Source organism: Thermolongibacillus altinsuensis, from assembly GCF_004341205.1.
Taxonomy (GTDB): domain Bacteria; phylum Bacillota; class Bacilli; order Bacillales; family Anoxybacillaceae; genus Thermolongibacillus; species Thermolongibacillus altinsuensis.
Genome location: NZ_SLUL01000005.1, coordinates 49,979 through 68,494 on the forward strand (window position 1 = coordinate 49,979; position 18,516 = coordinate 68,494).

17 protein-coding genes are annotated in these 18,516 nt (G+C 40.8%); 16 read left to right on the forward strand and 1 reads right to left on the reverse strand.

Annotated features, from left to right (window positions below; all coding sequences use genetic code 11):
• The first annotated feature begins 59 nt into the window (after positions 1-59).
• Together EDD69_RS05895 and EDD69_RS05900 are read left to right on the forward strand one after the other, a co-directional pair.
• A complete protein-coding gene (locus EDD69_RS05895) occupies positions 60-839 on the forward strand; it encodes a patatin-like phospholipase family protein (RefSeq protein ID WP_132948036.1) in 780 nt (259 codons plus the stop codon).
• A gap of 4 nt (positions 840-843) precedes the next feature.
• Positions 844-1,857 carry a SepM family pheromone-processing serine protease gene (locus tag EDD69_RS05900; RefSeq protein WP_132948037.1) on the forward strand — a complete coding sequence of 338 codons (1,014 nt, stop codon included), beginning with the start codon at positions 844-846 and terminating at the stop codon, positions 1,855-1,857.
• On the opposite strand, the gene EDD69_RS05905 is transcribed toward EDD69_RS05900, so the two are convergent.
• The gene (locus tag EDD69_RS05905; protein ID WP_132948038.1) at positions 1,840-3,063 is read right to left on the reverse strand and encodes a nucleotidyltransferase; all 1,224 of its coding nucleotides are present in this window, start codon (positions 3,061-3,063) and stop codon (positions 1,840-1,842) included. The two genes, EDD69_RS05900 and EDD69_RS05905, sit on opposite strands and share 18 nt — an antisense overlap.
• Positions 3,064-3,210: 147 nt before the next feature.
• Between EDD69_RS05905 and EDD69_RS05910 the strand changes: the two genes are divergently transcribed.
• The 14 genes from EDD69_RS05910 to murD all read left to right on the forward strand — a co-directional run bounded on the left by EDD69_RS05910 (position 3,211) and on the right by murD (position 18,510).
• A complete protein-coding gene (locus EDD69_RS05910; protein WP_132948039.1) occupies positions 3,211-3,726 on the forward strand; it encodes a YceD family protein in 516 nt (171 codons plus the stop codon).
• A 63-nt stretch (positions 3,727-3,789) separates the two neighbouring features.
• Entirely contained in the window at positions 3,790-3,963 is a 174-nt protein-coding gene (gene rpmF / locus EDD69_RS05915; RefSeq protein ID WP_132948040.1) for a 50S ribosomal protein L32, read from the forward strand.
• 86 nt (positions 3,964-4,049) lie between these two features.
• Positions 4,050-4,850: an enoyl-CoA hydratase/isomerase family protein gene (locus EDD69_RS05920; protein ID WP_424565337.1), complete on the forward strand. Its 801-nt coding sequence runs from the start codon at positions 4,050-4,052 to the stop codon at positions 4,848-4,850.
• Positions 4,851-4,909: 59 nt separating this feature from the next.
• Entirely contained in the window at positions 4,910-5,392 is a 483-nt protein-coding gene (locus EDD69_RS05925; protein ID WP_132948042.1) for an RsfA family transcriptional regulator, read from the forward strand.
• Between the two features lie 304 nt (positions 5,393-5,696).
• On the forward strand, positions 5,697-6,593 hold the full coding sequence (locus EDD69_RS05930) for a 2-dehydropantoate 2-reductase (protein ID WP_132948043.1): 897 nt from the start codon (positions 5,697-5,699) through the stop codon (positions 6,591-6,593).
• Positions 6,590-6,985, forward strand: a complete 396-nt coding sequence (locus tag EDD69_RS05935) for a DUF3397 domain-containing protein (RefSeq protein ID WP_243643049.1) — start codon at positions 6,590-6,592, stop codon at positions 6,983-6,985. The genes EDD69_RS05930 and EDD69_RS05935 overlap by 4 nt, the downstream gene beginning before the upstream one ends.
• Positions 6,986-7,059: 74 nt before the next feature.
• Positions 7,060-8,685 carry a bacillithiol biosynthesis cysteine-adding enzyme BshC gene (gene bshC / locus EDD69_RS05940; RefSeq protein ID WP_132948044.1) on the forward strand — a complete coding sequence of 542 codons (1,626 nt, stop codon included), beginning with the start codon at positions 7,060-7,062 and terminating at the stop codon, positions 8,683-8,685.
• A 407-nt stretch (positions 8,686-9,092) separates the two neighbouring features.
• Complete coding sequence (gene rsmH, locus EDD69_RS05945) at positions 9,093-10,025, forward strand: 16S rRNA (cytosine(1402)-N(4))-methyltransferase RsmH (RefSeq protein WP_132948204.1); 933 nt, start codon at positions 9,093-9,095, stop codon at positions 10,023-10,025.
• A 16-nt stretch (positions 10,026-10,041) separates the two neighbouring features.
• Positions 10,042-10,395, forward strand: a complete 354-nt coding sequence (gene ftsL / locus EDD69_RS05950) for a cell division protein FtsL (protein ID WP_132948045.1) — start codon at positions 10,042-10,044, stop codon at positions 10,393-10,395.
• A 7-nt stretch (positions 10,396-10,402) separates the two neighbouring features.
• Positions 10,403-12,613, forward strand: coding sequence for a penicillin-binding protein (locus tag EDD69_RS05955; protein ID WP_132948046.1), 2,211 nt, complete (start codon positions 10,403-10,405; stop codon positions 12,611-12,613).
• A 71-nt stretch (positions 12,614-12,684) separates the two neighbouring features.
• Positions 12,685-14,607: a stage V sporulation protein D gene (locus tag EDD69_RS05960; RefSeq protein ID WP_132948047.1), complete on the forward strand. Its 1,923-nt coding sequence runs from the start codon at positions 12,685-12,687 to the stop codon at positions 14,605-14,607.
• A 76-nt stretch (positions 14,608-14,683) separates the two neighbouring features.
• On the forward strand, positions 14,684-16,147 hold the full coding sequence (locus EDD69_RS05965; RefSeq protein ID WP_132948048.1) for a UDP-N-acetylmuramoyl-L-alanyl-D-glutamate--2,6-diaminopimelate ligase: 1,464 nt from the start codon (positions 14,684-14,686) through the stop codon (positions 16,145-16,147).
• 45 nt (positions 16,148-16,192) lie between these two features.
• Positions 16,193-17,167: a phospho-N-acetylmuramoyl-pentapeptide-transferase gene (gene mraY, locus EDD69_RS05970; RefSeq protein WP_132948049.1), complete on the forward strand. Its 975-nt coding sequence runs from the start codon at positions 16,193-16,195 to the stop codon at positions 17,165-17,167.
• Positions 17,167-18,510, forward strand: coding sequence for a UDP-N-acetylmuramoyl-L-alanine--D-glutamate ligase (gene murD / locus EDD69_RS05975; RefSeq protein WP_285517529.1), 1,344 nt, complete (start codon positions 17,167-17,169; stop codon positions 18,508-18,510). The genes mraY and murD overlap by 1 nt, the downstream gene beginning before the upstream one ends.
• Positions 18,511-18,516 lie beyond the last annotated feature (6 nt).

The following is an 18,516-nucleotide window of genomic DNA, read 5'->3' on the forward strand; positions in this document are numbered from 1 at the left end:
GGTGCATATTTTAGACCATAGTATTTATTTATTACTTAAAGGAAGGAAAGGGGAAAAACGTGCGACCGAAGATCGGCTTAGCGTTAGGTTCTGGTGGAGCAAGAGGATTCGCCCATTTAGGTGTGATCAAAGTGCTTGAAGAAGAAAACATTCCGATTGATTTTATTGCTGGAAGCAGCATGGGAGCGCTTGTCGCAGCTTTATATGCTTCAGGGATCGGTACGGATCGTTTACATCGTTTAGCAAAAGCATTTCGACGAAATGATTATCTTGATTTTACCGTTCCTAAAATGGGGCTTATTTCTGGGCAGCGAATTAAAGAGTTTGTTCGTGTTGTCACAAAAGGAAAACGAATCGAGGAACTGTCCATTCCGATTGCGATTGTGGCAACCGATTTGCAAAAGGGAGAAAAAGTGGTTTTTCGTCAGGGAAACATTGCCGATGCCGTTCGTGCAAGCATTTCCATTCCGGGGATTTTTGTTCCTGAAAAGTGGAACGGTCGTCTTCTTGTCGATGGAGGGGTGATTGATCGAATCCCGGTTTCTGTCGTTCGAGAAATGGGAGCAGACTTTGTCATTGCTGTCGATGTTGCTCATGTGAAAACGAATGATCGAATTTCCTCTATTTTTGATGTCATTTTACAAAGTTTAGATATTCTCCAAGCTGAGCTTGTGCACCATCGAGCGTTTGCCTCCGATGTGATGATTCGCCCGCGAGTAGAGCAGTACAGTTCACATGCTTTTACACATGTCGATGAAATCATTCGAATTGGTGAAGAAGAAACGAGAAAACAATTGCCAAACATTTACGAAGCGCTTGAAAATTGGAAGGGGTCTTAACATCATGAAAAAGAAAATGTATGTGAAAACGTTTATGGCAGGAGTGATCTTGGCGCTTGTTGTTACGTTTGTTAAACTTCCTTATTACGTTACAATGCCTGGAAGTGCAGAGGCGCTAGCTCCGCTTGTCGAAGTGAAGGGCGGATATGATGAAAAAGGCGACTTTATGTTAACGACTGTTCGGATGGGGAGAGCGAATTTGTTTTCATATGGCCTTGCCCACATTCGCGACTATTACGAACTGCATCCAATTGAAGAAATTCGTCAAGAAGGAGAAACGGATGAAGAATATACGTATCGTCAGCTGCAAATGATGGAAAACTCGAAAGAAACAGCGATTGCCGTGGCATATAAAAAAGCAAATAAGCCATTTTCTTATAAAAATAAAGGGGTGTATGTACTTTCTGTTTTAAAAGATATGCCGGCATTCGGAAAGTTAAAAAGCGGCGACCAAATTATAGCGGTCAACGGGAAAAAAATCGAGAGTGCAGAACAGTTTATTCGCTATGTAAGCGAAAAGAAAAAAGGGGATCAAGTGCATATCACATATAAACGCGAAAAGGACAAGAAAACCGTCACATTATCTCTTGCGCCGTTTCCAAAAGAACCGAATCGTGTCGGCATCGGTATTTCGCTTATAACCGATCGCGAAATGGTGACCGATCCGCCAGTGAAGATTAATTCTGAGAAAATTGGCGGACCGTCTGCAGGATTAATGTTTTCGCTTGAGATTTATAACCAGCTTGTTCCAGAAGATTTGACAAAAGGGTACAAAATTGCTGGTACAGGAACGATTAACTTAAATGGAGAAGTAGGACCGATTGGCGGCATTTCGCAAAAAGTGATCGCTGCTCATAAAGCGGGAGCGCATATCTTCTTTGCGCCAAATGAACGAGGTGCCAAACATTCGAACTACAAAGAAGCGCTAAAAACAGCGAAAGAAATCGGAACAGATATGAAAATTGTTCCGGTTGATACGTTTGATGATGCGTTGCGTTATTTACGTCAACTTCCTTAATGGCGGGGTCGCATATTCCATTTGTAAAGCTTCTGTTAATAGCGGTTCAGGCAGTATGGAAACATAAGCTTGAGCCGCTTTTTGTTCAAGTTTATAGATGGGATCGTTTTGCAATGTTGCTACCTTGGTGATGAGCGGTAATTTGAGTTTCTTTTTCATTTTTCTTAAGTAGCGTTGACCGTTTTCATTCATGCCGAGAAGGCGAATATAAGTAGCTTTTTTATAAGCACGAATGAAATTCATTTCCTTTTTTGTTGTATTTGTTAAAATGTGAGTGCAAACGCGTTGCAATCGCGTCCATGTATATCGTTTTGTTTTTACGCATGTCAGAAATTCACGAAAGCTTTTCGCTTGCTGAATGGCTTTTTTTAAGCGATGTTCAAGTCCCTCTTCTACTTCAGCGATTTGATGCAGCTCCTCAAGATTGATCGTTAAAAGACGATATTTCAATAGAGGAAAGTAGTGTTCCCAATAATGAAATGTTCCGTATACTGTATAGTAGCGCTGTAATTCTTCTTTTGTTGTCGGCGGAACATAAGAAGAAATGGATTGTAGTCCATCGGTTTGTAAATGATGGCGAATGCTTGTTGCGCTGGCGATTGTTTCTTCGTTCGGAAGGTGTGAATCATGGTAATGAGCGACTATTCTTTGAATCGTTTTTGGTGTCATATTGCTTTGTTGTTCAACAATCGCTTTTACGTAATGAAAACTAAGAATGTTATTTGGTTTTGACAAATCGAGGGTTGATTGTTCATTTTGAAGCTGCCCTAGCGCAGTTGCATAGGCTTTTGCATAGCTCATTCCGCTTTCGAGTAATTGCTTTAATCGTTGATTATGCTCTTGCTCATATTGTTTTAAAAGATGGACGGCTTCTAAAAAATGATCGATATTGCCATGTTCGCTGCCGAAACAAATTTCTTGGCAATGAAGAGCATCGAGAATCGAGATGGCTCCATGAGCGAACATGTCGGCGGTTTGAACGGCAAACGGATAAGGAAGTTCAACGACAAGATCGACACCACCAGCGAGTGCCATTTTTGTGCGCGCCCATTTGGAAACGAGTGCAGGTTCTCCGCGTTGAACGAAATGACTGCTCATTACCGCGATCAGACATTCGGCATTCGTTTCTTTTTTCGTTTGCTGCAGGTGGTACAGATGACCGTTATGAAAAGGGTTATACTCCACGACCATTCCAACTGCTTTCATTAGTATGCCCTCCTTTCTTTTTGTTTCAAAACGTGATAAAGTGGATATGAATTGATTACATTATAGTATAAGTGGTGTAAAGAAAGAATATTGACAAAACTAATATCGAAAAGTATAATTTTCTTTGTTGCCTTGAGGTGATTACAATTGAAATGGTCTATTCATCAACTTCATCAGTTACAGCATAAAGGATTAACGATTGATGAAACTGCAGATGTATCTGAATTAAAACAATTGGATTCATCGATTCGAGATATTTCGCCTGTACGTGTTCACGGAAGGGCGGATGTAAGCGCGAAAAAATTTACGTTTCACTTAACCATTGAAGGAACGATGGTTTTGCCTTGTTCGCGCACGTTAGTCGATGTGTCCTATCCTTTCTCCATTGAAAGTACAGAGACGTTTTTATTGAACGATTATGATGTGGCTGATGAAGATTCGCATTACGTTCAAGGAGAAACGATTGATTTATTACCAATTGTAAAAGAATTAATTCTTCTTGAAATTCCGATGCAAATTTTTAGCGACAAAGTGGATCATGAAGATGCTGTGCCGCAATCGGGAAAAGGTTGGGAAGTTATTTCCGAAGAGCAGCATCAGAATAAAATCGATCCACGTCTTGCGGGGTTAGCCAAATTTTTTGAGAAAAAAGATCGATCGTAAGGGAAGACCCGGAACAACCCGGCCTTCATATTTGCCTAAATCTCTTTAAGGAGGTGGAAACAAATGGCAGTACCTTTTAGAAGAACATCTAAAATGAAAAAAAGACTACGTCGTACGCACTTCAAATTACGCGTACCTGGCATGGTAGAATGCCCAAACTGCGGTGAAATGAAGCTATCTCATCGCGTATGCAAAGTTTGTGGAACATACAAAGGAAAAGAAGTTGTAAACAAATAAGAAAAGCGCAAGGGGCGATTCCTCTTGCGCTTTTCTTGTCGAATGGTAGAAAAGGAATAGAGTTTATTCATGTCGAAGAGTTCATCGTGAGCGAAATCGTAACAAAGGGGAGAAAGAGATTGAGCGTTACAGTAGAACAAGAAAAAAACGGAATCGTTTGGTTTACCATTTGCCGCCCGGAGAAGCGAAACGCCATTCATTATGAAGTGATGGACCGATTACAGGAAACGATTGAAATGGTTGAAAAAAGCGAGACAGCGAAAGTGCTAGTCATTACGGGAGAAGGAGAGGAGGCGTTTTGCTCTGGAGGGGATTTAAGTGTTTTTCACCAGTTAACGACAAAAGAAGAAGCCTATTCGATGTTAGCGAAGATGGGAAATATTTTATATTCTCTCCTTACTTTATCTAAACCAACGGTTGCCCTCATCAACGGAACAGCCATTGGGGGCGGTTGCGAATTGGCAACTGCTTGCGACTTTCGTTATGCAAAAAAAGGGGTTCGCATCGGTTTTGTTCAAGCGAATTTAGCGATTACGACCGGATGGGGCGGAGCAACGATGTTGTTTGAAAAGATGCCTTATGATGAAGCGCTCCATTTGTTGCTATGTGCAAACATGATTTGTGCCGAAGAGGCAGAGAAAAGAGGATGGATTCATCGCTGTTTGTCTTCATCGGATCTAAAAGAAGAGTGCAGGCAACTGTTAATGCCATATTTGGAAAAGTCATCTTCCGTTCTTTCAGCGTATAAGCAAGCAGCAACAGCTAAATGGAAAACGAAAGAGTTTTATGAGCGATTTTTTGCTGAAATTGAACGGTGCGCAACTTTATGGGAAGGACCTGAACATGAGCAAGCTGTTCAAGCTTTTTTAACGAAAAAACGTAACTAGCCTTCTATCTTCTCTATTAGCTGCATATAATGAAGCGAGCGCAGCAAGGAGGGATGGGTATGTCGGCTATTCGTCAAGATGCATGGACGGAAGAAGAAGATTTATTGCTGGCAGAAATCGTATTGCGTTTCATTCGCGAAGGAGGGACACAGCTGCAAGCTTTTGCGGAAGCGAGCCGTCAATTATCGAGAACGGCAGCAGCCTGCGGTTTTCGCTGGAATGCTTACGTTCGCAAACAGTATAGGGAAGCGATTGAATTTGCTAAGCAGCAACGGAAAAAGCAAAAAACGGTAGAGAAAAAAGAAATTGTGCGTGACAAAGAAATCGATCTTCATGATGTGATTACTTTCTTACAAGCATTTCAGCCCGATCAACAGTTACAAGAAAATAAAAAGTTAAAAAGAGAGATCGAACAGTTGAAAGAACGCATCGAGAAACTACAAAATGAAAAAGAGGTTCTTGAAAAGCAACTGCAAACCATGCAGCAAGACTATAAATCATTGATCAACATTCTTGAGCGTGCAAGACAATTGTCAGTATAAGTAGCTGATAGACTTCAGCTGCTTTTTTCATTAAAATAAAATAAATGGTATAAATTCCAATTGAGTTTCCGACATATCCCATTATCAATACATAAATAGAAGACCGCTTTTCTGACATAGGCGGCAAGAAAAACCTTGCCGCCCCGGCATGCCTTAGCATGCCGATCCCAAACTGAAACGCCTGGCGGACAAATTTATTTGTCCGATGGCGTTTTCGTTCGAGGGAAGTGGCAGAAAAGCTTGTTCATGTCGGAAAATGAAGCTTATCATATATAGCTTTTCGAATAGAAAGAGGGGAAGTGCGGTGCGGATCGGAATTGTTGGTGGCGGTGCCATTGGATTATTGACTGCTGCTTATTTAAGCAAACAGCACCATGTTACGGTTTATACCAATCGAAAAGAACAAGCGCAATGGCTCATGAGCGAAGGGCTTAAGCTCGTGAGAAATGGAGAACAAGAGACGATTTTTGTCCAAGCAAAGCCATTGCAAGAAAGAATGGATGAAGAAGAAATTTTATTTATTGCTGTCAAACAATATCATTTACCAACACTGTTTGATCAATTTGCTCATTTGTTAAGAAGCCGAACCATTGTGTTTTTGCAAAACGGAATGGCGCACATTGATCAATTGCGCGATTTACCGCACGATCATATTATTTTAGCTGTCGTCGAACATGGGGCGCTCAAACAAAATGATACGACCGTCATCCATACGGGAATCGGCCAAACAAAATGGAGCGTTTGGAAAGGAAAAGGAACGGATTTTCAACAGCTAGCGAACGATGAAATCGACCATTTTTCGTTTCAATATTGCGAGAACTGGGAAGAAATGGTAGTTAAAAAGTTACTTGCCAACGTTTTGATTAATCCGCTCACCGCTTTATTAAACGTACGTAACGGTCAACTAGTTGAACGAAGCGAATATAACGAAGCGATGAAGTTGCTATTTGAAGAAGTAACTTCTGTTCTTCAAGTCACCGATAAACAAGCCATGTGGAATTATATTATGCATATTTGTGAAAAAACCGCTCACAATCGTTCATCGATGTTGCGCGATATCGAAGAAGGGCGAAAAACGGAAATTGATGCTATTTTGAAATACATCATCGATCGTGCGCAAAAGCAACGAATGGCGGCGCCGATTAGTCAATTTTTGTATTATGCCGTGAAGGGAAAAGAGCAAGAGGGTGAAGCGCGATGATCAAACAGTTTATTTCGGGATTGCTCACATTGATGGTTACGATTCCCTTATTTTCGTTTATTTTCATTTACATAGGCGCGAAAAAAATATTTAAACAAAAAGTAAAAAGATCTTTTCAGCTTGCTGTCGATGGATCGACCATTTTTTTTATTTTGTCCGTTCATTTTCTTATCATCGTTATTTTTGGACGATCGTATGGTATGGAGCTACTTCTTTTTTTAATCGTGACCATGATTATGTTCATTATTGGGTATTGGAAGAAAACCGGGGATGTTCAGATCTCTAAAATTTTTAAGATATATTGGAAAGCTCATTTTCTTCTTTTTGCAGCGGCTTATATTAGTTTGCTTGCTTACGGGCTATTCAGTCGAATTTTAATTGAATTATCGTGAGCGTAAATTTTTTTCTTAACCGTAAATAGTGCTATACTTCAAAAAGGAAATGTTTAAGAGAAAGGAAGTTTATGATGGAGATCTTAGAGCTCTCATTGCCAGCAACGAATCGTCTAGCAACGGATTACATAGAAGGACGTTTTCCGATGAAAGAAGGTTTTCATTATGACATCGAAAAGACCAATACATTTCAACAAAGGGCACAGCATTTACAACAGCGAACATATCCTCGTCAGCAACTCGTTCAACATTTGCTCGCTTATCATAAAAAATTTAACGCTAGCGAACAAACGATACAAAATATTGAGAAATTATTGCATTCGCAAAGTGTTGTTGTCATTGGTGGACAACAGGCAGGATTGTTAACAGGGCCTCTTTATACGATTCATAAAATCATTTCGATTCTTACTCTTGCTAGACAACAGGAAAAAGAATTGGGCATCCCGATCGTTCCGATATTTTGGATTGCTTCTGAAGATCATGATTTTGCAGAAGTCAACCATGTATATGTTGCGGAAAAGGGCAAAGTGGAAAAAAAAGTGTATCCGCATTCGTTAAAAGAGAAAAAGATGGTTGCTCGCATTCCACTCGATTATACAACATGTCAAAGATGGATCGAAGAAGTTGTCAAAACGTATGGAGAAACAGATGTGACAAATGAAATGCTCTCCTTTTTGAATGAATGTTTACAACAAGGACGCACAGTGGCTGATTTTTTTGCCGCGATCATCTTACGATTGTTTGCGAAAGAAGGATTAGTGGTTGTCGATGCAGCGCATCCATCGTTAAGAGAGATTGAACGAGAGTTTTTTGCTGCTCTTATTGATCAGCATAAAGCTATTACAAATGCCGTTTTATCTCAACAAAAACATTTGGAGACGTTGGGATACAGAAGAATGATCGAGATTGCTCCAACTTGTGCCAACTTGTTTTATCATCGCGATGATGAACGGTTATTGTTGCACTACGATGAAGAGCAACAATTTTATACAAAAGACGGTTCTGAACGTTTTACAATGGCACAGTTGCTTGCCATTGCTGAAAATGAACCGTCTCGTTTAAGCAACAATGTCATTACAAGACCGCTCATGCAGGAATTTTTATTCCCAACTCTTGCTTTTATCGCTGGTCCAGGCGAAATTGCGTATTGGGCTGAATTAAAGCGAGCTTTTTCGCTTTTTGGCTGGAACATGCCGCCGGTCATTCCAAGATTAACGTTTACGTTTGTCGAGCGATCGATTGCGACGGATTTACATGAAACAGGAATGAGCGTTGAAGAAGTTTTAAAATATGGAACGGAACAAGCGATGGAGAAATGGCTGAGCGAGCAAATGCCGATCCCGCTTGCTGACATTGTAGCGGATGCGAAAAAAGAAATCGAGCGCATTCATCGATCGTTAAGAGAAGTCGGCTTGCAAGTGGATGCAAGTCTTGAACCTGTATTGTTGAAAAATGCCGCATTGATTCAGTCACAAATCGATTTTCTTCAACAGTTTATTGAGCGAAAGCTTGTCGAAAAACATGAAGTCCATTTGGGGAAATTTCGTCGTGTAGAACTGTCATTAAAGCCGAATGGTCTGCCACAAGAGCGTATTTGGAATATTTTTTATTATATCAATAAGTATGGATTTGACTTTTTAGATCGATTGATGAGCGTCGATTATTGCTGGAATGGAAAGCATAAAATTGTTTTTATTTAACAATTTTCGTCGATAAAAAAATCCTGTTTGATACAGGATTTTTTTATCTTATTCTAGAATAGTTCATAAGTAAGTGGTGAGAGAATGGCTAGAATGGTAAAATACAATTGGAGCACTGAGTGAAATGTTTATGAGAAGGTAATTTTCTGCCACTTTTTCCGAACGCGAACGCCATCGGACAAATATATTTTTGTCCGTGGAGCGTTCTTCGTTCGGATTGGCATGCGAACCGCATGCCCAGTCTGCCAAATTTTTTGGCAGACCGTGGCAGAAAAGCGGAAGGGTCTACCATAAAAGCTTGATTCACATATTGTAGCATGTACTAAAATTTTTTTCTTTTTTCATGTATAATAGAAAAACATGTTATACATTGAACAATTTCATTGAAGAGAAGGTAGGTGAGACCGTTGTTTCAACATGTTACAGTCCTATTAAAAGAAACGGTCGATGGTTTGAATGTGAAGCCAGATGGAGTATACGTTGATTGTACGCTCGGAGGAGCTGGACATAGCGAATATTTATTATCAAAATTATCAAGTGAAGGACGTTTATTTGCGTTCGATCAAGATGAAATGGCAATCGAGCATGCAAAAGAGAAACTTGCTCAATACGGTGATCGCGTAACGATTATTAAAAGCAATTTTCGCCATTTAACAGAAAAATTGGCTGAACATGGCGTTCATCAAGTTGATGGAATTTTGTTTGATTTAGGTGTTTCGTCTCCGCAGTTGGATACGCCTGAACGCGGATTTAGCTATCAGCATGATGCGCCGTTAGATATGCGAATGGACCGCGAACAGACGTTGACAGCATTTGAAATTGTAAATAAATGGCCATACGAAGAGTTGGTAAAAATTTTCTTTCAGTATGGAGAAGAGAAATTTTCAAAAGCAATCGCGCGGAAAATTGAATCCGTTCGAAAAGAAAGAGAGATTCGAACGACAACAGAGTTGGCCGATTTGATTAAGGAAGCCATTCCAGCGCCGGCGCGCCGCAGCGGAGGACATCCAGCGAAACGAGTGTTTCAAGCGATTCGAATTGCGGTCAATGATGAATTAAAAGTATTTGAAGAAGCGATTCATCAAGCCATTGATTTGTTGAAACCAGGAGGGAGAATTAGCGTCATTACGTTTCATTCTTTAGAAGATCGCATTTGTAAATTGGCATTTAAAAAAGCAAGCGAAGGGCCAGAGCTTCCGCCTGGATTGCCGATCATACCGGAACAGTACAAACCAAAATTAAAAATCATTACAAAAAAGCCAATTGTTCCGTCTGAAGAAGAATTAGAACGCAATCATCGTGCTCGTTCAGCGAAGTTGCGGATTGCCGAAAAGCTATAAAAAGGAGGAAAAACGCTTGAATAACGCCGCTGTTCAAATTCAACATAAGCATAAGCAGCAACAAAAGCCGAAAGTAACGCCAAAGAAAAAGCGCAAAATTCGTTTGACGCTCGGGGAAAAACTGCTCTTTTTCTCATTTATCTTGTTTGCATTGTATAGCAGCATTACGATTGTTTCGAATCAATTTACGATTTATGAAATAAATAAAGAAGTTCAACAACTAGAAGTGAAAATTCAAGAACAGGAGAAGCATAATCGCGATTTGCAAGTTCAAGTACAAGAACTAAGTACATATGAACGAATTTTAGCGAAAGCGAAAGAACTTGGCTTAACATTAAACGAAAATAATGTAAAAGTTGTACAGGATTGATGCAGACATGAAAAAGCATAAGCATACACACATTGGAGCAGCTGTTTTATTTGCTTTTTTCGGCTTGCTCTTTTTTGTATTGTTTCTCCGTTTTGTTCAACTGCAAGTGACAGGAGTAGCTGACGGACAAGTGTTAGCAATCAAAGCAGAAGAACGTTACACGAAAAAAAGAACGATTGAAGCAAAGCGAGGAACGATTTTTGACCGACGCGGAGAAGTCATTGCTGAAGATATTCCTTCTTACACGGTTGTAGCTGTTTTGGATAAGGAAATGACAACGGATCCGAACGATCCGAAACATGTTGTTGATCCAGAAATGACAGCAAAGAAGTTAGCTCCGTTATTAAACATGGAGGTAGACGAGGTTGAGCGCATTTTAAAGAAAGACGCAAAACAAGTTGAATTTGGTCCAAATGGAAGAGGAATTAGCCAAGCGTTAAAACAAAAAATTGAAGCTCTTCATCTGCCGGGAATTACGTTTATGCGCGATTCCAAACGTTTTTACCCGAACGGAACATTTGCCTCTTATGTGATTGGCTATGTTCAAAAAAGTGATTCTTCCGATGGAAGAGAAAAAGGGATGATGGGAATTGAACAAAGTTTGGATCGCTATTTGAAAGAGGAAGACGGATATGTCACGTTTAAAGGTGACCCAAAAGGGTGGCGTCTGCCTCATCACACGGATGAAAAAATTGTTTCGCCGAAAAACGGAGATGATGTTTACTTAACGATTGATCAAAAAATTCAAACGTTTCTTGAAGATGCAATGAATGAGGTTGAAAAAAAATATCAGCCTGAAAAAATCATTGCGATTGTAGCGAATCCGAAAACAGGCGAGATTTTAGCGATGAGCACTCGTCCTAGTTTCGATCCAAATAAGCGCAATATTACGAACTATTTAAACGACGCGATTGCCTATCCGTATGAACCTGGATCCACGATGAAAATTTTTACATTAGCGGCAGCGATTAATGAAGGAGTATATAACGGCAATGAATTATATCAATCAGGATCTTATGCCGTTGGAGCGCATCGTATTCGCGACCATAATAAAGTCGGTTGGGGAATGATTTCGTTTAACGAAGGAGTCCAACGTTCTTCCAATGTTGCGTTTGCAATATTAGTGCGCGAAAAATTAGGAGAGGATCGTTTTTTGCAATATTTGCATCGTTTCCATTTTAATCAGCCAACTGGAATTGATTTGCCGGGGGAACGAATCGGAAATATTTTATACCGTTATCCAGTGGAGAAAGTGACGACCGGATTTGGCCAAGGTACATCCGTTACTCCAATTCAACAAATTCAAGCGGCGACAGCGATTGCAAATGGCGGTAAAATGATGAAGCCATATGTCGTGGATCGAATTGTTGATTCAGAAACAGGAAAAATTATCGTTAAAAATAAACCGGAAGTTGTTGGGACGCCAATTACGAAAGAGACAGCGGAAAAAGTGTTGGACATTCTTGAAACCGTGGTTACATCCGAAAAAGGAACAGGGCGCCCATATCAAATCGAAGGATATCGTGTCGCTGGAAAGACAGGAACGGCTCAAATTCCTGATCCAGACGGCGGATATTTAACAGGGCATCAAAACTATATTTTTTCCTTTTTAGGGATGGCTCCGCGTGAAAACCCTCGTCTTTTAATGTATGTAGCTGTAAAACAACCGAAAATTTCTTATACAGAAACGGGTGCGGTTCCTGTTTCAATGATTTTTAATAGTGTCATGAAAAATAGTTTACAATATTTAAACATTCAACCAACTTTAGATCAACCAAAGCAGAAGGTACAAGCGAAAAAAGGAATTGTGCTTGAATCATATGTGGGACAATCAACCGAGCAGGCAGTAAAGGCTTTGAAAGAAAAAGGTTTTTCGGTGACCGTCATTGGCACCGGAAAAGAAATTCGGGCGCAAATGCCAGAAGCAGGGGAAGAATTGGCGATTTCTGATCGTGTTTTGTTGCAAACAGATGGAGAGGCAATCATGCCTGACATGACGGGATGGTCGTTGCGTGATGTGATGAAGCTGGCGGATTTATTGCATTTAAAACCAAGTTTCATGGGTAGCGGCTATGTGTTTTCACAAAATATTCGCCCGGGCACTTCTGTGAAAGAAAATGATTACATCATTGTTGAATTAGCAGAGCCCGATCAGCTGCAAAAACGGTTGCAAGAAAACAAGCAACCGGAACAAGAAGAGCAAGGACCAATGGATTGATGATCATGTTCTATAATGAACGGTACAAGCATATAGTGGAACGAGCCTATTTGCGAAGGAGGTTCCACTATATGCGCGTTTCGTATGTTACCGTTCGGAAACGATTAACGTTGGTGCTATTGATTGGCTTTTTTATTTTTGCCATTATTGATGTACGTTTAGGATATGTTCAGTTCGCGTTAGGCGAGATGTTGACGGAACGAGCAAAAGATTTATGGAGCCGCAACATTCCGTTTGAACCGGAACGCGGCGAAATTTTGGATCGAAACGGTGTGCCGCTTGCGACGAATGTAAGCGCTCCGTCTGTCCTTGTCGTGCCAAGACAAATTGAAAATCCAGCAGAAACAGCAGAAAAATTGGCAAACATATTAAATATGCCGGTTGAAAAAGTATACAAACATCTTACAAAAAAAACATCGATTGAACGCATCCATCCTGAAGGAAGGAAAATTTCTCACGAAAAAGCGAAAGAAATTCGCGCTCTCGGCCTAAAAGGCGTTTATATTGCGGAAGATTCAAAGCGTTATTATCCATTTGGAAGCTATTTATCTCATGTGCTCGGATTTGCGGGAATTGACAATCAAGGATTAATGGGATTAGAGCTTTATTATGATAAAGAATTAAGCGGACAAAAAGGATCTGTCCAGTTTTATTCCGACGCAAAAGGAAAAAGAATGCCAGACATGGCAGATGCTTATACTTCACCAGTGGATGGATTAAATTTAAAATTAACAATTGATACGCGCGTGCAAACCATTCTTGAGCGAGAATTAGATATTGCTGAGACAACGTATCGTCCAGATGGAATGATTGCTATTGCGATGAATCCAAACAATGGTGAGATTTTAGGGATGGCCAGCCGCCCAACGTTCGATCCAGCCGATTTTCAAAACGTCCCTCCAGAAGTTTTTAATCGCAATCTCCCCATTTGGAGCACGTATGAACCAGGTTCCACTTTTAAAATTATTACGTTAGCAGCAGCGTTAGAAGAGAAAAAAGTCGATTTATTAAGAGATCATTTTTATGATTCGGGCCATGTCCATGTTGCAGGGGCAACATTGCATTGTTGGAAACGCGGAGGACATGGGAGTCAATCATTTCTTGAAGTTGTTCAAAATTCTTGCAACCCCGGATTTGTTGAACTTGGTGAGCGGTTAGGAAAAGAGAAGCTTTTTGAATATATAAAAGCCTTCGGGTTTGGTGAAAAAACAGGGATCGATTTACAAGGAGAAGGAAAAGGAATTTTGTTTCCGCTCCACCGCGTTGGACCGGTAGAGCAAGCAACGACAGCGTTTGGCCAAGGGGTGGCGGTAACGCCTATTCAACAAGTGGCAGCTGTAGCGGCTGCGGTTAATGGTGGGTTTTTGTACACCCCATATATTGCAAAAGAATGGCTTGACCCTGTTACCGGTGAAGTGGTTCGTCGCCAAACTCCGCAAGTGAAACGCCGCGTTATTTCCGAGGAAACGTCCAAACAAATTCGCTATGCGTTAGAAAGCGTGGTTGCTCAAGGAACAGGAAAAGGAGCATTTGTAGATGGCTATCGCGTTGGTGGGAAAACGGGAACGGCACAAAAAGCAAAGGACGGTCAATACTTAAAAAACAACCATATTGTGTCATTTATCGGCTTTGCTCCTGCCGATGCTCCCCAACTAGTCGTATACGTTGCCGTTGATAATCCAAAAGGAACCGTGCAATTTGGAGGAGTCGTTGCAGCTCCGATTGTTGGAAATATTATGGAAGATAGCTTGCGTGCGTTAGGTGTCAAACCGCGAAAAGAGCAAATGGAAAAAGAAACAACGTGGTTAGATCCGCGTCTTGTTAAAATACCAAATTTGATTGGTTTAACAAAAAAAGACTTGCAACAACAGCTTTTTAACTTAAAATTAGATGTTAGTGGCGAAGGTGATGTTGTCATTGAGCAGGCGCCAGAGCCAGGAGTAAAGGTGAAAGAAGGGGCTACGATTCGCATTTACTTAGGGACAAAAAGGTAAGCCTAGAGGAATTTTCCTCATGGCTTCTTTTTCTGTCATAAGGTAAACTGAAAGAGCGAGAGAGGAATGATGGGCGATGAAACTACAAACGTTATTATCTTATTTGCATGACTTCACCGCATACGTCGGCGAAAATCCTACCATTACATCGATTGAGATGGATTCAAGAGAAGTGAAAAAAGGGTCGCTATTTGTTTGTATTCAAGGTTTTACAGTGGACGGTCACGATTTTGCGAAGCAAGCGGTTGATCATGGTGCTGTTGCCGTCATCGCTGAAAAACCGCTTGATTTACCTGTTCCGGTCATTCAAGTGAAGGATAGTAGACGAGCGATGGCCGTTTTGGCAGATGCATTTTATGGCCAGCCGACTCATCGCCTTCATTTGATTGGAGTAACTGGAACGAATGGAAAAACGACGACCACTCATATCATCGAGCGAATTTTCCGCAACGCTCATAAAAAAACGGGGTTAATTGGCACAATTAACATTAAAATTGGCGATGAAACGTATGATGTAAAGAATACAACACCTGAGTCGCTTATTTTACAAAAAACGTTTAAAAAAATGGTTGATGAGCAAGTGGATGTGGCAGTGATGGAAGTTTCTTCCCATGCGCTTCATATGGGAAGAGTGCATGGCTGCGATTTTGATGTCGCCGTTTTTACAAATTTAACGCAAGATCATTTAGACTATCATCAAACGATGGATCATTACCGTTGGTCCAAAGGTTTATTGTTTGCTCAATTAGGCAATCGTTTTAATCATGAACGTCCAAAATTTGCGGTGCTCAATGAGGATGATCCTGCTTCAAGCGAGTATAAAAAAAGCACAGCTGCCACGATCATTACATACGGAATTGACCAAAAGAGCGACATCATGGCAAAAAACATTCAAATGACAACAAGCGGAACAACATTTGATTTAGTCACTCCAATCGATACGGTGCGCGTTCGTACGAAATTGATCGGAAAGTTCAGCGTTTATAATATTTTAGCCGCTGTAGCTGCATGTCTCGTATCACGTATTCCATTGACGACGATCGTTGAAACGATTGAGCAAATCGAAGGCGTGCCTGGCCGATTTGAAGTAGTGGATGAAGGACAAAATTTTACAGTGATCGTTGACTATGCTCATACGCCGGATAGTCTGGAAAATGTTTTAAAGACGATTCGTCAATTTGCCGAGAGAAGAGTGTTTGTCGTTGTCGGATGCGGAGGAGACCGCGATCGAACAAAACGACCGCTCATGGGGCAAATTGCTGCGCAATATGGGGATGTCCCGATTTTTACTTCCGACAATCCTCGCTCTGAAGATCCATTGGCAATTTTGAAAGAGATGGAAGCAGGAGTAAGCGGAAAAAATGTTCTTTCGATTGTCGATCGAAAAGAGGCCATTACGTATGCGATTGACCATGCGCAAGAAGGCGATGTCGTTTTAATTGCTGGAAAAGGGCATGAAACGTATCAAATTATTGGTGATCAAGTGCTTCATTTTGATGATCGTCTCGTTGCGCGCGAAGCTATTCGACGAAGAAAATAGATGGATGCAAAGGATGGAGAAAGATATGGGAAGGTGGGAACGATCATGAATGAGCAAGTGATTGTTTTCACGATAGGGCTTGCCTTTTTGATTACGGTTTTATTGTCACCGCTATTCATTCCGTTTTTAAGAAGATTAAAATTCGGGCAAAGCATTCGTGAAGAAGGACCAAAGTCACATCAAAAAAAATCTGGAACGCCGACAATGGGCGGCATTATGATTTTGTTGTCGATCATCATCACAACGGTTGTTATAACCAATATGTTTTTCCAATTGACGGTACAAACCTATTTATTGTTATTTGTAACAATTGGTTACGGTTTGCTTGGGTTTTTAGATGATTTTATTAAAGTGGTGATGAAGCGAAACCTTGGATTAACAAGCAAACAAAAACTGGTTGGGCAACTGGTGATTGCATTTGTTTTTTATTTTTCCTTTCAGAAAAATGGATTTTCAACAGAAGTTTACATTCCAGGTACCGACTATTCCATTGATCTTGGAATGGCTTACGTGCTGCTCATCATTTTCATGCTTGTCGGCGGCTCGAATGCTGTCAACTTGACCGATGGATTAGATGGACTGTTAGCGGGCACAGCGGCTATTGCTTTTGGCGCATATGCAGTGCTCTCTTGGAATCAAGGGCAATATGATGTCGCTATTTTTAGCGTTGCAGTTGTTGGTGCAGTGCTGGGCTTTCTCGTCTTCAACGCCCATCCAGCAAAGGTGTTTATGGGAGATACGGGCTCTCTAGCGCTAGGAGGAGCGATCGCGACGGTTGCTATTTTGACAAAATTAGAAATTCTTCTTGCGATCATTGGCGGAGTATTCGTTATTGAAACGTTATCGGTTATTATTCAAGTCATTTCTTTTAAAACGACAGGAAAACGCGTCTTCCGCATGAGTCCGTTACATCACCATTATGAGTTGATCGGTTGGTCGGAATGGCGCGTCGTTGTGACCTTTTGGGCTGTTGGTTTATTGTTTGCGATTCTCGGAATTTATATTGAGGTGTGGATTTGATGATGTATAAGCAGAAAAATGTACTCGTTCTTGGTTTAGCGAAAAGCGGCTTTGCCGCAGCCAAATTATTGCATGAATTAGGGGCGAATGTAACAGTCAACGATCAAAAGCCTCTCAGTGAGAATGAAGAAGCTCGAGTGTTAGAAGCGCTCGGCATTCGTCTTGTTTGTGGTTCCCATCCATTGGAATTGCTTGATGAGCCATTTGATATAATGGTCAAAAACCCTGGGATTCCTTATTCAAATCCAATGGTACAGAAAGCATTACAAAAACAAATTCCAATTATTACAGAAGTGGAAATCGCTTATCATTTGTCGAAAGCGCCGATTATCGGCATTACAGGTTCGAACGGAAAAACAACGACAACGACGTTAATTTATGAAATGTTGCAAGCGGCTAAACGTCGTCCTTTAATTGCTGGCAATATCGGTACAGTTGCTTGTGAAGTAGCTAAAAATACACGAGACGACCAAGTGATGGTCATGGAACTTTCTTCGTTCCAATTAATGGGTACGATCGAATTTCGTCCGCATATTGCTGTTTTGTTAAACATTTTTGATGCTCATTTAGATTATCATGGCACAAAAGAAGCGTATGCGGCAGCGAAAGGGAATATTTTTAAAAACCAGACCGAAAGCGATTATGCGATTGTAAATGCCGATGATGAGCTTGTTATGAAGCTTGCAGAGGATGGGCATGCAACGAAAGTGTTCTTTTCAACAACCAAGCAGCTGAACAAAGGCGCTTATATCAAAGATGAAGCCATTTATTTTAACAATGAAAAAGTGATTGACATCTCCCAAATTGCTTTACGCGGCAAGCATAATTTAGAAAATATTTTGGCAGCTATTTCAGCTGCGAAACTAGCAGGTGCAGACAATGATGCGATTCAACATGTATTAACGACTTTTACAGGTGTAGCGCATCGTTTACAGTTTGTCGCTGATATCAATGGACGCAAATTTTATAACGATTCAAAGGCAACAAACATTTTGGCCACTCAAAAAGCGCTGTCCGCGTTTGAAAACGAACGCGTTATTTTGCTTGCTGGAGGATTAGATCGCGGGAATGAATTTGATGAACTTATTCCGTATTTAAAGCATGTAAAAGCGATGATTACATTTGGTCAGACAGCTTCAAAATTAGAGAGAGTGGCAAGAGAAGCGGGAATAGAAACAATCAAACGTGTCGATAATGTGGAACAAGCCGCGTTTGTTGCTTATGAACTTTCTGAACGCGGGGATATCATTCTTTTATCTCCTGCCTGCGCAAGTTGGGATCAGTATAAAACATTTGAGCAGCGAGGGGACATGTTTGTGAATGCGGTGCATAAGTTAAAGTAGAGTGAA

Coding starts and splice junctions, on each gene's coding strand:
- EDD69_RS05900 (WP_132948037.1), top strand. CDS start 844: ATGAAAAAGAAAATGTATGTGAAAACGTTTATGGCAGGAGTGATCTTG.
- EDD69_RS05905 (WP_132948038.1), bottom strand. CDS start 3,063: ATGAAAGCAGTTGGAATGGTCGTGGAGTATAACCCTTTTCATAACGGT.
- rpmF (WP_132948040.1), top strand. CDS start 3,790: ATGGCAGTACCTTTTAGAAGAACATCTAAAATGAAAAAAAGACTACGT.
- EDD69_RS05925 (WP_132948042.1), top strand. CDS start 4,910: ATGTCGGCTATTCGTCAAGATGCATGGACGGAAGAAGAAGATTTATTG.
- EDD69_RS05935 (WP_243643049.1), top strand. CDS start 6,590: ATGATCAAACAGTTTATTTCGGGATTGCTCACATTGATGGTTACGATT.
- bshC (WP_132948044.1), top strand. CDS start 7,060: ATGGAGATCTTAGAGCTCTCATTGCCAGCAACGAATCGTCTAGCAACG.
- EDD69_RS05955 (WP_132948046.1), top strand. CDS start 10,403: ATGAAAAAGCATAAGCATACACACATTGGAGCAGCTGTTTTATTTGCT.
- EDD69_RS05960 (WP_132948047.1), top strand. CDS start 12,685: ATGCGCGTTTCGTATGTTACCGTTCGGAAACGATTAACGTTGGTGCTA.
- EDD69_RS05965 (WP_132948048.1), top strand. CDS start 14,684: ATGAAACTACAAACGTTATTATCTTATTTGCATGACTTCACCGCATAC.
- mraY (WP_132948049.1), top strand. CDS start 16,193: ATGAATGAGCAAGTGATTGTTTTCACGATAGGGCTTGCCTTTTTGATT.
- murD (WP_285517529.1), top strand. CDS start 17,167: ATGATGTATAAGCAGAAAAATGTACTCGTTCTTGGTTTAGCGAAAAGC.